Source organism: Salmonella sp. HY31 (genome assembly GCF_042604575.1).
Taxonomy (GTDB): Bacteria; Pseudomonadota; Gammaproteobacteria; order Enterobacterales; family Enterobacteriaceae; genus Salmonella; species Salmonella diarizonae.
On sequence record NZ_CP170479.1, the window covers coordinates 467,318 to 482,542 of the forward strand.

The 15,225-nt window shown below is 53.4% G+C and carries 14 protein-coding genes; 10 read left to right on the forward strand and 4 right to left on the reverse strand.

Annotation, left to right across the window (positions count from 1 at the left end; translation table 11 throughout):
• Positions 1–63: 63 nt before the first annotated feature.
• The 3 genes from malG to malE form a co-directional block, all read right to left on the reverse strand.
• Complete coding sequence (malG, locus tag ACE15A_RS02235; protein ID WP_001252081.1) at positions 64–954, reverse strand: maltose ABC transporter permease MalG; 891 nt, start codon at positions 952–954, stop codon at positions 64–66.
• A 14-nt stretch (positions 955–968) separates the two neighbouring features.
• Positions 969–2,513, reverse strand: a complete 1,545-nt coding sequence (gene malF / locus ACE15A_RS02240; protein ID WP_023246276.1) for a maltose ABC transporter permease MalF — start codon at positions 2,511–2,513, stop codon at positions 969–971.
• A gap of 186 nt (positions 2,514–2,699) precedes the next feature.
• Positions 2,700–3,890, reverse strand: coding sequence for a maltose/maltodextrin ABC transporter substrate-binding protein MalE (gene malE, locus ACE15A_RS02245; protein WP_053508361.1), 1,191 nt, complete (start codon positions 3,888–3,890; stop codon positions 2,700–2,702).
• 361 nt (positions 3,891–4,251) lie between these two features.
• Here malE and malK point away from each other — a divergent pair, with 361 nt between their 5' ends.
• The 5 genes from malK (at position 4,252) to ubiA (ending at position 9,538) form a co-directional block, all read left to right on the forward strand.
• Positions 4,252–5,361, forward strand: coding sequence for a maltose/maltodextrin ABC transporter ATP-binding protein MalK (gene malK / locus ACE15A_RS02250; protein ID WP_000179169.1), 1,110 nt, complete (start codon positions 4,252–4,254; stop codon positions 5,359–5,361).
• A 173-nt stretch (positions 5,362–5,534) separates the two neighbouring features.
• A complete protein-coding gene (locus tag ACE15A_RS02255; RefSeq protein WP_023246278.1) occupies positions 5,535–6,893 on the forward strand; it encodes a maltoporin in 1,359 nt (452 codons plus the stop codon).
• Between the two features lie 163 nt (positions 6,894–7,056).
• Entirely contained in the window at positions 7,057–7,974 is a 918-nt protein-coding gene (gene malM, locus ACE15A_RS02260; protein WP_000782497.1) for a maltose operon protein MalM, read from the forward strand.
• A gap of 180 nt (positions 7,975–8,154) precedes the next feature.
• Positions 8,155–8,652, forward strand: a complete 498-nt coding sequence (gene ubiC / locus ACE15A_RS02265; RefSeq protein ID WP_000019219.1) for a chorismate lyase — start codon at positions 8,155–8,157, stop codon at positions 8,650–8,652.
• Positions 8,653–8,665: 13 nt separating this feature from the next.
• Positions 8,666–9,538 carry a 4-hydroxybenzoate octaprenyltransferase gene (gene ubiA, locus ACE15A_RS02270; RefSeq protein ID WP_000455245.1) on the forward strand — a complete coding sequence of 291 codons (873 nt, stop codon included), beginning with the start codon at positions 8,666–8,668 and terminating at the stop codon, positions 9,536–9,538.
• A gap of 110 nt (positions 9,539–9,648) precedes the next feature.
• Here ubiA and plsB read toward each other — a convergent pair whose 3' ends face one another.
• Positions 9,649–12,069, reverse strand: a complete 2,421-nt coding sequence (plsB, locus tag ACE15A_RS02275; protein WP_023246280.1) for a glycerol-3-phosphate 1-O-acyltransferase PlsB — start codon at positions 12,067–12,069, stop codon at positions 9,649–9,651.
• Between the two features lie 170 nt (positions 12,070–12,239).
• On the opposite strand from plsB, the gene ACE15A_RS02280 reads away from it, so the two are divergent.
• The 5 genes from ACE15A_RS02280 to ACE15A_RS02300 all read left to right on the forward strand — a co-directional run bounded on the left by ACE15A_RS02280 (position 12,240) and on the right by ACE15A_RS02300 (position 15,166).
• Positions 12,240–12,608, forward strand: a complete 369-nt coding sequence (locus tag ACE15A_RS02280; protein ID WP_053508363.1) for a diacylglycerol kinase — start codon at positions 12,240–12,242, stop codon at positions 12,606–12,608.
• 108 nt (positions 12,609–12,716) lie between these two features.
• The gene (gene lexA, locus ACE15A_RS02285) at positions 12,717–13,325 is read left to right on the forward strand and encodes a transcriptional repressor LexA (protein WP_000646079.1); all 609 of its coding nucleotides are present in this window, start codon (positions 12,717–12,719) and stop codon (positions 13,323–13,325) included.
• A 175-nt stretch (positions 13,326–13,500) separates the two neighbouring features.
• Positions 13,501–14,832, forward strand: a complete 1,332-nt coding sequence (gene dinF, locus ACE15A_RS02290) for an MATE family efflux transporter DinF (RefSeq protein ID WP_053508365.1) — start codon at positions 13,501–13,503, stop codon at positions 14,830–14,832.
• On the forward strand, positions 14,822–14,935 hold the full coding sequence (locus ACE15A_RS02295) for a hypothetical protein (protein WP_077918392.1): 114 nt from the start codon (positions 14,822–14,824) through the stop codon (positions 14,933–14,935). The genes dinF and ACE15A_RS02295 overlap by 11 nt, the downstream gene beginning before the upstream one ends.
• A 21-nt stretch (positions 14,936–14,956) precedes the next feature.
• Entirely contained in the window at positions 14,957–15,166 is a 210-nt protein-coding gene (locus ACE15A_RS02300) for a CsbD family protein (RefSeq protein WP_001030592.1), read from the forward strand.
• Positions 15,167–15,225 lie beyond the last annotated feature (59 nt).

The window sequence follows — 15,225 nt, forward strand, 5'->3', positions numbered from 1 at the left end:
AAGTGGGGATAACATAAGTTGAGGGCAGTGGCATTGCCCGTTGCCGGGCAGGTATAACAAAGATTAGCCTTTTACACCCCCTGCCGTCAGGCCGTTGACCAGCCAGCGCTGCGCCAACAGGAACACCAGGGTGATAGGAATAGCGGAAAGTACGGCGGCAGCGGCAAAGTCGCCCCACAGGTAGTTTTGCGGGTTAAGATATTGCTGCATACCAACGGCCAGCGTATAGCTGTCCACATCGCGTAGTAACAACGAGGCGACCGGGACTTCGGTAATCGCCGCGATGAACGACAGAATAAACACCACCGCCAGAATCGGTACGGAAAGCGGCAGTAGCACCAGACGGAATGCCTGCCACGGGGTTGCGCCATCCAGTGCTGCGGCCTCTTCCAGCGAGCTATCGATAGTTTCGAAGTAGCCTTTAATCGTCCAGACATGCAGCGCGATGCCGCCAAGATAGGCGAAGATCACGCCGCCATGCGTATTCAGACCGATAAATGGAATGTATTGTCCCAGTCGGTCAAATAATGCATACAGCGCCACCAGAGACAATACCGCCGGAAACATCTGGAAAATCAGCATCCCTTTAAGCAGTGTTGCTTTACCTGGAAAACGCATACGTGCGAAAGCGTAGGCGCAGGTGGTGGAGAGCGCCACGATGCCGATGGCGGTAATACCGGCGATTTTCACCGAGTTCCACAGCCACAACAATACCGGGAAGGGAGGCGGCGTTACCCGGCCATCCGCATGTTCCACGCTGAAACCCAGCGCCAGCCGCCAGTGTTCCCAGGAGATTTTATCCGGGATCAGGCTCCCGGTGGCGAAGTTCCCTTCACGTAGCGAGATAGCAATGACCATCAGCAGCGGGAACATGATCGCCGCGATAAAAATCAGCAGTCCCAGGTGCGTGATGAAGAGACGTAATTTTTGAGATTTGGGTTGGACCATAGCCATTGTTATTATCTCCCTTAATCAAACTTCATACGCGTGGCTTTCAGGTTCACTATTGCCAACGCGCCTACCAACAGGAAGATCAGCGTGGCAATTGCCGCCGCCAGTCCGAAGTCCTGACCGCCGCCGCCTTCAAAGGCGATACGGTAGGTGTAGCTGACGAGCAGATCGGTATAACCGGCTGGCGTAGTGGTGCCGAGACGGTCTGGCCCGCCGTTGGTCAATAGCTGAATCAGCACAAAGTTATTAAAGTTAAAGGCGAAGCTGGCGATCATCAGCGGCGTCAGCGGCTTAATCAGCAGCGGTAAGGTGATTTTAAAGAAATTCTGAAACGGACCGGCGCCGTCCATTGCGGAGGCTTCGTACAGGTCGTCCGGAATCGCCTTTAGCAACCCCATGCACAGGATCATCATGTAGGGATAGCCCAGCCAGGTATTCACGATAATCACCATTGCTCGCGCGGTATTGGGGTCGCTGAACCAGGCAGGTTTAATGCCGAACAGCGCGCTCAGCATCATATTGATTTCGCCAAAGCTTTGGTTGAATAACCCTTTGAAAATCAGAATTGAGATAAACGACGGTACGGCGTAGGGCAGAATCAGTAGGACGCGGTAGATAGCTTTACCTTTCAGCGCCTCCCACTGTACGAGGCAGGCCAATACCATCCCAACCGCCACGGTTAACGCCACAGTGAGGACCGAAAAGACCACGGTCCAGACGAAGATAGCGAAAAAAGGCTTCTGGATCCCTTCGTCGGTAAAGACGCGCGTAAAGTTTTTCGCGCCGATAGTAACGGTATAACCGGGACTGAGTTTTTCATCACCCCAGCTTCCGTCGGCGTTGATCGACTGATAATAACCGCTATTGTTATTTGGCCGGTATTTTACGCCGCTCTGGTTATTGGTAAGCAGGCCGTCATCAGCCAGTGTGTAAAGCGGACGGGTACCGGAAAACTGACGTAGCGAACTCATAATCACTTTACTTTCATCCGGCAGGACGGCGGTTATCTGGTTCAGCGCCAGACGGTTCTGGGTGATTATTCGTAGATTAGCGCGTTCGCCGCCCGGCAGGGCATCGGTCTCTTTTAGCTGTAGTTTTTGTTCGTCGCCGAAGGAAAACGCATCAGACAGGTAATTTTTGCCCGTTTCCCCGTCGGTGAGGGCCAGTTGCCACTCGTCGCCGGCCGGGTAAAGACCAAAGTTATAGGTTTTTCCCGCCTGATAAGAACGGTCCATCAGCACTTGCTGGGCGCGTTCAAAGGTGAGTTGGTTGGTGCTGCTGTAGTTAGTAAAGGCGATGGCGATGGTGCAAACCAGCGGGAATAGCACAAACAGCCCCATTCCGGCGAGGCCAGGGTAAACGTAGCGCCAGGCGTAGGTTTTACGATTTGCGAAAATATACAGGCCAGCAGAGCTTAAAATCAGCGTCATGATGGCGAACAGATACTCCCCTTGTACGTACATTAAAACTACAAGGTAACCCACCAGCAGGCCCAGCAGACCAATTACTGACCATTTAAGCGGGTCGCTTTGCCACCAATGTTTCTTTTTAATGACATCCATGGGGATCTTCCTCTTTACGCTTTATCCTTCGCACTACCTCTTTGTTGGCTGCGGAAGCTCACCCCAGTCACTTACTTATGTAAGCTCCTGGGGATTTGCCTCCTTGCCGCCTCGATGTAGCGTGAATGATTTCGCGTAACAACGTATTCAATAAACCTGATTCCCTAAAAAATAAGGGAAACCGTATTACTTGGTGATACGACCTTGTGCGTCTTTCAGCGCGGCATCCACGGTTTGACGGCCGCTGGCGGCGTTGATCACAGCCGTACGTACCGCATACCAGAAGGCGGACATCTGCGGAATATTCGGCATGATCTCGCCTTTCTGGGCGTTATCCATGGTGGCGGCGATACGCGGGTCTTTCGCTAACTGCTCCTGGAAAGATTTCAGCGCCACGGCGCCCAGCGGTTTATCTTTGTTCACCGCCTCCAGACCCTGATCGGTCAGCAGGTAGTTTTCGAGGAACTCTTTCGCCAGTTCTTTATTCGGGCTGGCAGCGTTAATCCCGGCGCTCAGCACGCCCACGAACGGTTTCGAGGGTTTACCTTTGAAGGTCGGCAGCAGGGTGACGCCGTAGTTTACTTTGCTCTTGTCGATGTTTGACCATGCCCACGGGCCGTTGATGGTCATTGCCGTTTCGCCTTTATTGAAGGCCGCTTCAGCGATGGAGTAATCGGTATCGGCGCTCATATTTTTGTTCTTGATCATATCGATCAGGAAAGTCAGACCCGCTTTCGCGCCGGCGTTGTCGACGCCAACGTCTTTCACGTCATACTTGCCGTTTTCAAATTTGAATGCGTAACCGCCGTCAGCGGCGATCAAAGGCCAGGTGAAATACGGTTCTTGCAGATTAAACATTATCGCCGATTTCCCTTTCGCTTTTAGTTTCTTATCCAGCGCCGGGATCTCTTCCCAGGTTTTCGGCGGGTTCGGGACGAGGTCTTTGTTGTAAATCAGGGAGAGGGCTTCAACGGCGATGGGGTAGGCAATCAGCTTACCGTTGTAACGTACCGCATCCCAGGTGAACGGATAGAGTTTGTCCTGGAACGCTTTATCCGGGGTAATCTCCGCCAGCAGACCCGATTGCGCATAGCCGCCAAAGCGATCGTGCGCCCAGAAGATGATATCCGGGCCGTCGCCGGTCGCTGCCACCTGCGGGAACTTCTCTTCCAGCTTATCCGGGTGCTCAACGGTCACTTTAATGCCGGTATCTTGCTCGAATTTCTTACCTACGTCGGCCAGGCCGTTATAGCCTTTGTCGCCGTTTATCCAGATAACCAGTTTACCTTCTTCAATTTTGGCGAGAGCCGGGGCGGAAATCATCATCGTTGTGAGTGCGGATAATGCGAGGATGCCTACGCCAGTTTTAATCTTCATATCTCCCATCCTTTTTGGTGATTTACACAGAGGTGGTTTAACGGTCTCTAGTTTCTTTATACGACAACCTCTTTCCATCCTCCCCGCCCCTACGCCCCACCCCTGCTTTATGTGATCTGTGTTACATAAATGTGAGTAATGCGTGCTGGCGCACATAAAAACACGCCGATTTTTGCGGGCGGCATCACGAAATTCCTTTTCTGTCCACGTCCGTGGTCTCAGGCGCTGTGTCCTCATCCTCCCGCCTCCTCCCCCATAAAAAAGCCGGGGGGTGGAGGATTTATCCCAGCCAGGGATCGCGCATAGTCAGGCCATCATGAATGTTGCTGTCAATGACAGGTTGTAACGAAGGGAGAAGGGCATGGCGAGCGTACAGCTACGAAATGTAACGAAAGCCTGGGGTGACGTGGTGGTATCGAAAGATATTAACCTCGATATCCATGACGGGGAATTCGTGGTGTTTGTGGGACCGTCAGGCTGTGGTAAATCGACCTTACTGCGTATGATCGCTGGCCTTGAAACCATTACTCGCGGAGATCTGTTTATCGGGGAAACCCGTATGAATGATATTCCGCCTGCCGAGCGCGGTGTGGGCATGGTGTTCCAGTCTTATGCGCTCTATCCCCATCTCTCCGTTGCAGAAAACATGTCTTTCGGCCTCAAGCTGGCGGGCGCCAAAAAAGAGGTGATGAATCAACGCGTCAACCAGGTGGCGGAAGTGTTGCAACTGGCGCATCTGCTGGAACGTAAGCCAAAAGCGCTTTCCGGCGGTCAGCGTCAGCGCGTGGCGATTGGCCGCACGCTGGTGGCGGAGCCGCGCGTGTTTTTGCTGGATGAACCGCTCTCTAACCTGGACGCCGCGCTGCGCGTGCAGATGCGCATTGAAATTTCTCGCCTGCATAAACGTCTGGGCCGCACGATGATTTATGTCACCCACGATCAGGTCGAGGCGATGACGCTGGCAGACAAAATCGTGGTGCTGGACGCCGGTCGCGTCGCGCAGGTCGGTAAGCCGTTGGAGTTATACCACTATCCGGCGGATCGCTTTGTTGCGGGCTTTATCGGTTCGCCGAAGATGAACTTCCTGCCGGTGAAAGTGACCGCCACCGCGATTGAACAAGTCCAGGTTGAACTGCCGAATCGCCAGCAAATCTGGCTGCCGGTCGAAAGTCGCGGCGTGCAGGTCGGGGCCAATATGTCTTTAGGCATTCGGCCGGAACACCTGCTGCCGAGCGATATCGCCGATGTCACCCTGGAAGGCGAAGTCCAGGTGGTCGAGCAGTTGGGGCACGAAACACAAATTCATATCCAGATCCCCGCCATCCGTCAAAACCTGGTTTATCGCCAGAATGACGTGGTGTTGGTAGAAGAGGGCGCCACATTCGCTATCGGCCTGCCGCCAGAGCGCTGTCATCTGTTCCGTGAAGATGGCAGCGCATGTCGTCGTCTGCATCAAGAGCCGGGTGTTTAAGGCCTCCATAAAAAACGAAACGCAAAGTCATTCGAGTCTGCATCGAGGCGGCAAGTGAATGAATCCCCGGGAACGTACACATAGTATGTGACCGGGGTGAAGGAACGCAGCCAACAAAGAGGCAGACCGAAGGGGGACGCGTTTAAAGAAAAGCAATGATCTCAGGAGATAGAATGATGATTACTCTGCGCAAACTTCCTCTGGCGGTTGCTGTCGCCGCGGGCGTCATGTCCGCTCAGGCAATGGCTGTCGATTTCCACGGTTACGCCCGTTCCGGTATCGGCTGGACGGGAAGCGGCGGCGAACAACAATGTTTTCAGGCAACGGGCGCTCAAAGTAAATACCGTCTCGGTAACGAATGTGAAACCTATGCGGAACTGAAACTGGGTCAGGAAGTGTGGAAAGAGGGCGATAAGAGCTTCTATTTCGACACCAACGTCGCCTATTCGGTTAACCAGCAGAATGACTGGGAAAGCACCGATCCCGCCTTCCGCGAAGCGAACGTGCAGGGTAAAAACCTGATTGAATGGCTGCCGGGTTCCACTATCTGGGCCGGTAAGCGCTTCTATCAGCGTCATGACGTACACATGATCGACTTCTACTACTGGGATATTTCGGGTCCTGGCGCGGGTATCGAAAATATCGATCTGGGCTTCGGTAAGCTTTCACTGGCGGCGACCCGGTCTACTGAAGCGGGTGGTTCTTATACCTTCAGCAGCCAGAATATTTATGATGAAGTGAAAGATACCGCTAACGACGTATTTGACGTACGTCTGGCTGGTCTGCAAACGAACCCGGACGGCGTACTGGAGCTGGGCGTTGATTACGGTCGCGCCAATACGACCGATGGTTATAAGCTGGCGGATGGGGCATCGAAAGACGGCTGGATGTTCACCGCCGAACATACGCAAAGCATGTTGAAAGGCTATAACAAGTTTGTCGTGCAATATGCCACCGATGCCATGACCACGCAGGGTAAAGGCCAGGCGCGTGGTTCTGACGGTTCTTCATCTTTCACCGAAGTATTACCTGATGGAACCAAAATTAATTACGCCAATAAGGTCATCAATAATAATGGCGATATGTGGCGTATTTTGGATCATGGCGCCATCTCGCTTGGTGACAAATGGGATCTGATGTACGTCGGTATGTACCAGAATATCGATTGGGATAATAACCTGGGTACCGAGTGGTGGACCGTGGGCGTACGTCCAATGTACAAGTGGACGCCAATCATGAGTACCCTGCTGGAAGTTGGCTACGACAACGTGAAATCTCAGCAGACCGGCGATCGTAACAATCAATATAAAATCACTCTGGCGCAACAGTGGCAGGCGGGCGATAGCATCTGGTCGCGTCCGGCTATCCGTATTTTCGCCACCTACGCGAAATGGGATGAGAAGTGGGGCTACATCAAAGACGGCGATAACATTTCCCGTTATGCCGCAGCGACTAACTCCGGCATTTCCACCAACAGCCGTGGCGATAGCGATGAGTGGACCTTCGGCGCCCAGATGGAAATCTGGTGGTAATACGACGGTCATCTGACGTAACGAGGGGCGTAAGCCCCTCTGAAACATCAGGTCTGATGATGCCTGTAAGCCGGATAAGGCGCCAGCCGCCATTCGGCGATATGTTTGGGTTGGCGCGCTATTGCCTGGCTACCGCTGAACCCGCCTTATTGAGGTGATAATAATGAAAATGAAGAAAAGTCTCGTCGCCCTCTGTTTAACCGCAGGGCTGTTCGCCAGCGTACCGGGTATCAGCCTGGCGGAAGTGAACTATGTACCGCAAAATACCAGCGCCGCGCCCGCTATTCCTGCTGCTGCGCTACAGCAATTAACCTGGACGCCTGTAGACCAGTCAAAAACGCAGTCTACCCAACTGGCGACTGGTGGCCAGCGCCTTGACGTTGCCGGCATTACCGGCCCGGTCGCCGCTTATAGCGTTCCGGCGAATATCGGCGAGCTGACATTAACTCTGACCAGCGAGGTCAATAAGCAAGCCAGCGTTTTTGCACCAAACGTGTTGATTCTTGACCAAAATATGACGCCTTCGGCGTTCTTCCCCAGCAGTTACTTTACTTATCAGCAGCCGGGTGTCATGAGCGCAGACCGGCTGGAAGGCGTGATGCGCCTGACCCCCGCGCTCGGGCAGCAGAAACTCTATGTTCTGGTGTTTACGACCGAAAAAGATCTTCAGCAAACCACCACGCTGCTCGATCCGGCAAAAGCCTATGCCAAAGGCGTCGGCAACTCTATCCCGGATATTCCCGATCCGGTTGCGCGCCATACCACTGACGGCGTAGTGAAACTGAAGGTGAAAACCAACAGCAGCTCCAGCGTATTGGTCGGGCCGTTGTTTGGCTCGTCCGGTACCGGGCCGGTAACGGTAGGCAATACCGCCGCGCCGGTCGCTGCGCCAGCGCCAGTCGCGCCGAAGAAAAGCGAACCGATGTTGAACGATACGGAAAGCTATTTTAATAAAGCGATTAAGGATGCCGTAGCGAAAGGCGACGTCGATAAAGCGCTGAAACTGCTTGATGAGGCCGAACGTCTGGGATCGACATCTGCCCGTTCCACCTTTATCAGCAGTGTAAAAGGCAAGGGGTAATCGTTTCCCCACAGTGCTGATTTTGCAGCAACTGGTGCGTCTCCTGGCGCACCTTTTTTTATCATTTTATGCGAATTGTTATTTTTTTGTTGCGCAACAGATCACTTAATTGTGATTACGCCCCCCGTAATGCCTTTTCTGAGATACAATGACTTTAGGTTATGAATCGGAGAGTAAGGCATGTCACACCCTGCGTTAACGCAACTGCGTGCGCTGCGCTATTTTGATGCGATTCCTGCGCTTGAGCCCCATTTGCTGGACTGGCTATTGCTGGAAGATTCTATGACCAAACGTTTTGAGCAGCAGGGAAAGCGAGTAAGCGTGACGCTGATTCGGGAAGCGTTTGTCGGCCAAAGTGAGGTCGAGGAAGCGTCAGGTTTACTGCCATCCGAATCCCGCTACTGGCTACGTGAGATACTTCTTTGCGCTGACGGCGAGCCCTGGCTTGCCGGACGTACCGTCGTACCGGAATCCACGCTGTGCGGACCTGAACAGGTCTTACAACATCTGGGTAAAACCCCGCTTGGACGTTATCTATTTACATCATCGACACTGACCCGCGATTTTATTGAAATTGGACGCGATGCAACGCTGTGGGGGCGCCGCTCTCGCCTGCGGTTGAGCGGAAAACCGCTGTTGCTTACCGAGCTTTTTTTACCTGCATCGCCGCTGTACTGAGAGGAAGATAAAGATGGAGTGGAGCCTGACGCAGAGTAAGCTGCTGGCGTTTCACCGCTTGATGCGTACAGATAAGCCTATTGGCGCGTTGCTGCTGCTCTGGCCGACGCTTTGGGCGTTATGGGTGGCGACGCCGGGTATGCCTCAGCTGTGGATTTTGGCGGTTTTTGTCGCCGGCGTGTGGTTAATGCGCGCGGCAGGCTGCGTGGTGAATGATTATGCCGATCGTAAATTTGACGGACATGTAAAACGTACTGTAAACCGGCCTTTACCCAGCGGCGCCGTGACAGAGAAAGAAGCGCGCAACCTGTTTGTGGTACTGGTGTTGCTGGCGTTTCTGCTGGTGCTGACGCTGAACGCCATGACGATTCTGCTTTCCGTGGCGGCGCTGGCGTTGGCCTGGGTTTATCCCTTTATGAAACGCTACACCCACCTGCCGCAGGTAGTGCTGGGAGCCGCTTTCGGCTGGTCAATTCCCATGGCGTTCGCCGCGGTGAGCGAATCCCTGCCGTTGAGCTGCTGGCTGATGTTCCTCGCCAATATTCTCTGGGCGGTGGCTTACGATACGCAATATGCGATGGTCGACAGAGATGACGATATCAAGATAGGCATTAAATCGACCGCGATTCTGTTTGGTCGTTATGACAAATTGATTATCGGAATTCTGCAGCTTGGCGTAATGGCGTTAATGGCGCTGATCGGCTGGTTGAATGGTCTGGGATGGGGATATTACTGGTCTGTACTGGTGGCGGGCGCGCTGTTTGTATACCAGCAAAAACTGATTGCGAACCGTGAGCGCGAAGCCTGCTTTAAAGCCTTTATGAACAATAACTACGTTGGCCTGGTGCTATTTTTAGGGCTGGCGATGAGTTACTGGCACTTCTGATGTCATGCCGGGCGGCGGCTACGCCTTACCCGGCCTGCAAACCCAAAATTTTCAATACGTCATATCAGTCGCCCGATAAGCTTGCGTCATCGGGCATTTCAGGCGCTGGCTTACTCGCCCTGCGTCGCGCTTTCAATCGTCAGACGGACATCAGAGGTAATCAGATCGGCAAGCATCTGATATATCTTCATCGTTTCTGCTGGTTCGGCATCGCCGGTATCACTGATATAGCCCTCATCCCGTAGCGTTAGCACTAATGAACTGAACACCGCCTTGTCGAAAAACTCCGGCGCGTTAATACCGTGCAGGACAGACAGACGTTGCGCCACGGTACGGCTTTCTTTCTCCAGCGTACTGCGGTTGATGGACGGATTGGCGCTCAACAGCCAGAACGTAATGGCATAACGCTGTAGCGTTTCGCGCGCGCCCGCCGCCAGCAGTTGCAGCGTACGGGAATGCGCCGGGTTGATATGCAGTTCGTCGTCCTGCACGGTAATCAGCCCCTGACGCTGCATTTCACTGGCCAGTGCGTCAATCACCGCAGCTAACTCCTCGCGCTCCCAGCGCAGGAACAGCTCCGCTTTTAACATCGGATAGAGCGCTTCAACATGCTGCTGCAACGCATCACGCGAAATGCGGCGATGCTGGGTGATAATCGCCGCCATCAGCGAAGGCATAATCAACATATGCGCGATGTTGTTGCGATAGTAGGTCATCAACACTGCCTGCTCGCGCGGCAGGATGATGATATCGCCAATGGTGTCTTTCTCGACCTCAAACTTATTCATCTGCAGCGCGTGAGCGATGAGCTCGTCAGCGCTGGCGGCAGGAACGGTTGAGTCCGTAGAATAAGGGACATTGCGCATCAGATCGAGATAACAATCGAGCTGCTCGGTAAGCTGCTCGCGGGTGAGCGAGCGCTGACGCGACGCCAACAGCGCGGTACAACACAGGTTCATCGCGTTTGCCGCGCCAGCGTTGTTAATACGCACCATCAGATCGGCGGCGATACTATTTACCGTCGGCGTCAGCCAGGCCGGGCGTATTGCCTCTATAGGGTCGATAGATTCGCGCCACTCCGGCACATGCTGATTCAGGTACGTCATAAGCGGCATCGGTTCGCCAAAGTTAACGTAGCCCTGACCCAGATTGCGCAGCTTGCTCAGACCGCGCAGCATCTGCGGCAGACTCTCTTTCTCTTTTGTCGCGCCGCGCAGTTCTTTAGCATAGGTTCCCACTTCCATGACGTGCTCATAGCCGATGTAAATAGGCACTAACGTAATTGGACGGGTACCGCCGCGCAGCATCGCCTGGATAGTCATCGACAGTGTGCCGGTTTTCGGATCTAACAAACGTCCGGTACGCGAACGTCCTCCTTCGACAAAATATTCTACGGAGTAGCCGCGGCTGAACAGCTCGCCCAGATATTCGCGAAAGACGGTGGAATAGAGTTTATTCCCCTTAAAGGTGCGACGAATAAAGAACGCGCCCAGACGGCGGAAAATCGGGCCAGCGGGCCAGAAGTTAAGGTTGATACCGGCGGCAATATGCGGCGGAACCAGTCCCTGATGGTACAGCACATAAGAAAGGAGCAAATAGTCCATATGGCTGCGGTGACAGGGCACATAGACGATTTCATGCCCGTCGTGCGCCAGTTGGCGTACGCGCTCGGCGTTATGCACGTTAATCCCCTGGTAAAGCCGGTTCCAGGTAAACCCCAAAATCCTGTCGGTCAAACGAATCATCTCGTAAGAGAAGTTCGCCGCGATCTCTTCCATCAGCGCAATGGCGTTTTGCTGCGCTTTTTCATGAGAGATTTTCTTACTGCGCGCTTCGTCTTCTACCGCGCGGGCGATAGCTTTCGAGGCCAGCAGTTTGTTAAATAGATCCTGACGGGCGGGCAGGCGTGGGCCAACAGCCGCCAGGCGCTGGCGAGCAAAGTGCATACGCGCCACGCGCGCCAGTTTCTGTGCGATGATTTTATCGGTGCCGTGTTCATCAGCCATGCGACGTAATGAGACGGACGGCGAGAATCGGACAAAGCTATCGCGACCCAGCCAGGAGATGGCAAAAAATTTCTGTACGCCGTTCAGCATACGTAGAGGCGGGTTCTCTTCTCCCTTTTCACGACCCGGAGCGCGGCCAAACATCACGGAAACGGGCACCATCTGCACGTCCAAAGCCGGATTACTACGATGCAGATCGAGATAATCGTGAAAAAGTTTCACCGACTCTTCTTTTGGCGTGTAATACGTAAAGACGCGCGGGCCGCCGTGAATAAATACATAGCGCGGCAACAGCGCGCCGTCGATCTCCAGCGGCTCCAGCGGATCCGGGAGATCGTGCGCCAGACATTGAGCGCGCAGCGTCAGTAAGTCCGCTTTTGAGTTGTATGGCAAGACATACATAATGGGACGAGAAGTATCGAGCCCCAATTCCTGAGCGGGTTCCGCCGGAATAGACTTGCTTTTTACCAGTATGCTTAATGGTAAATTCAGTAATTTGTAGTAAATTCGTGGCCAGCCGGACATAAACGATGTAAAGCCTCTGGTTAATAATGCAAATGCGCTGCAAGGATATCAGAAAGTTTAGCGAATTTCTGTTGTATCCCGTCATACTTCGCGCTGCGTTACGGTAGTCCGAATCGTGCGGGGCAACCGTATAATGTCATTGACGTTAATAATGTAAAAAGGTTCTTTTGATGGCCAATAATACCACTGGATTTACCAGAATTATCAAAGCGGCAGGGTATTCCTGGAAAGGATTTCGCGCCGCATGGACTCACGAAGCTGCGTTTCGCCAGGAAAGCCTCGCGGTATTGCTGGGCATCGTCATCGCCTGCTGGCTGGATGTGGATGCGATTACCCGTGTGTTATTGATAGGTTCCGTTTTACTTATCATGATTGTTGAAATCCTCAACAGCGCTATTGAAGCGGTCGTTGATCGCATTGGTTCTGAATACCATGAGCTTTCCGGCCGCGCGAAAGATATGGGATCGGCTGCGGTACTGCTGTCTATTTTCGTTGCCCTGATGACCTGGGGCATCCTGTTATGGTCACATTTTCGATAAAGGTTCCAAATTTTATAAATCTCTTGTTTTTTGCGCCGTTTGTGGTTCCAAAATCACCTTTAACTGTATATACTCACAGCATGACTGTATATACACCCAGGGGGCGGAATGAAAGCGTTAACGGCCAGGCAACAAGAGGTGTTTGATCTCATTCGGGATCACATCAGCCAGACAGGTATGCCACCGACGCGTGCGGAAATCGCGCAGCGTTTGGGGTTCCGTTCCCCAAACGCTGCGGAAGAACACCTTAAAGCGCTGGCGCGCAAAGGGGTGCTTGAAATCGTTTCCGGCGCATCGCGAGGCATCCGTCTGTTACAGGAAGAAGAGGACGGATTACCGCTTGTCGGGCGTGTCGCGGCGGGCGAGCCGCTTCTGGCGCAGCAGCATATTGAAGGCCATTATCAGGTCGATCCTTCTTTATTCAAACCCAGCGCCGATTTCCTGCTGCGCGTGAGCGGTATGTCGATGAAAGACATCGGTATTATGGATGGGGATTTGCTGGCGGTACATAAAACGCAGGACGTGCGCAATGGCCAGGTGGTTGTCGCTCGCATTGACGATGAAGTGACAGTAAAACGCCTGAAAAAGCAGGGCAATAAAGTGGAGCTGCTGCCGGAAAACAGCGAGTTTACACCGATAGTGGTGGATCTGCGCGAGCAAAGCTTTACGATTGAAGGGCTGGCGGTAGGTGTTATTCGCAACGGGGAATGGTTGTAATCTCTTAATCTCCTTGTACGCCGCCATCCGGCAATCTTGTAGCCTGATGGCGCTGTGCTTATCAGGCCTACGGGAATGCAGTTGCTGAAATGATTAATTTGTAGGCCGGATAAGGTGTTACGCTGCCATCCGGCAATGCGCACGTTTCGTTTAACTCCTTGTCAGGCTTTTCTCCATGCCGTTTTTTACCTCTTCTGATAAAGCTCTCTGGCGTCTTGCGTTGCCGATGATTTTTTCTAACATCACCGTTCCCTTACTGGGACTGGTCGATACGGCGGTGATTGGTCATCTGGACAGCCCGGTTTACCTGGGCGGTGTGGCGGTGGGCGCGACTGCCACCAGCTTTCTTTTCATGCTGCTGCTATTTCTACGTATGAGTACTACCGGGCTAACGGCGCAGGCATTTGGCGCCAAAAATCCACTGGCGTTAGCCCGGGCGCTCATTCAGCCGTTGTTACTGGCGCTGGGCGCTGGCGTGATGATTGTGCTATTTCGCACGCCGCTTATCGAGCTGGCTTTACATATTGTCGGCGGGAACGACGCTGTCCTGGTACAGGCGAGACAATTCCTTGAAATTCGTTGGCTAAGCGCTCCCGCGTCACTGGCGAATCTGGTGCTGCTCGGTTGGCTGTTAGGCGTCCAGTATGCGCGGGCACCCGTTATCTTGTTGGTCGTGGGCAATATCCTCAACATCACGCTCGACCTGTGGCTGGTGATGGGGCTTCATATGAACGTGCAGGGTGCCGCCCTGGCGACGGTCATCGCAGAATATGCCACGTTACTGATCGGCTTCATGATGGTGCGTAAAGTTCTCCATCTCCGCGGCGTGTCGCTGGATATGCTAAAACAGGCCTGGCGCGGCAACGTGCGCCGTCTTTTGGCGCTCAATCGCGATATCATGCTGCGCTCATTGCTCCTTCAGCTTTGTTTTGGCGCAATCACGGTGTCAGGCGCGCGGCTGGGCAGCGATATTATCGCAGTAAATGCAGTACTGATGACATTACTCACCTTTACGGCCTATGCGCTGGACGGCTTTGCTTATGCGGTAGAAGCGCACTCCGGTCAGGCTTACGGCGCGCGTGACGGTAGCAAGCTACTGGATGTCTGGCGAGCGGCGTGTCGCCAGTCAGGAATTGTGGCCTTGTTGTTTTCCACAGTCTATGCCCTGGCAGGCGAACATATTGTCGCGTTACTGACCTCATTGCCGCAAATACAGCTACTGGCGGATCGGTATCTTCTCTGGCAGGTGGTATTACCGCTGGTGGGCGTATGGTGCTATCTGCTTGACGGCATGTTTATTGGCGCGACGCGCGCCGCCGAAATGCGCAATAGCATGGCGGTCGCTGCGGGAGGATTTGCGCTAACGCTCTTCGCCCTGCCGGTATTAGGAAATCATGGTTTATGGCTGGCATTAACCGTGTTTCTGGCGCTTCGCGGTCTGTCGTTGGCCCTTATCTGGCGTCGTCACTGGCGCGAGGGTACATGGTTTGCCAGTCGTGACGGTTAAAAATTCTGAATATAAAACCGAAGTCCGAATTCCTGCCTACAATTACTATCACGTCCAGCAGAAATTGCAGTGCATTTGGGCGAATAACACTTGCTATTCCTAACCGAATGATGAGGACAAGATGATGAATAAAGACGAAGCCGGCGGTAACTGGAAACAGTTTAAAGGTAAAATGAAAGAACAATGGGGCAAACTGACCGATGACGATATGACCGTTATCGAAGGTAAACGCGATCAGCTGGTAGGTAAAATCCAGGAGCGTTACGGTTACCAGAAAGATCAGGCGGAAAAAGAGGTTGTTGACTGGGAAACCCGTAACAACTATCGCTGGTAATACGTTTTCCCCTACCAGGAGTACATGGATGTGCTTCCCACTGTTTGCTTATGAATGCG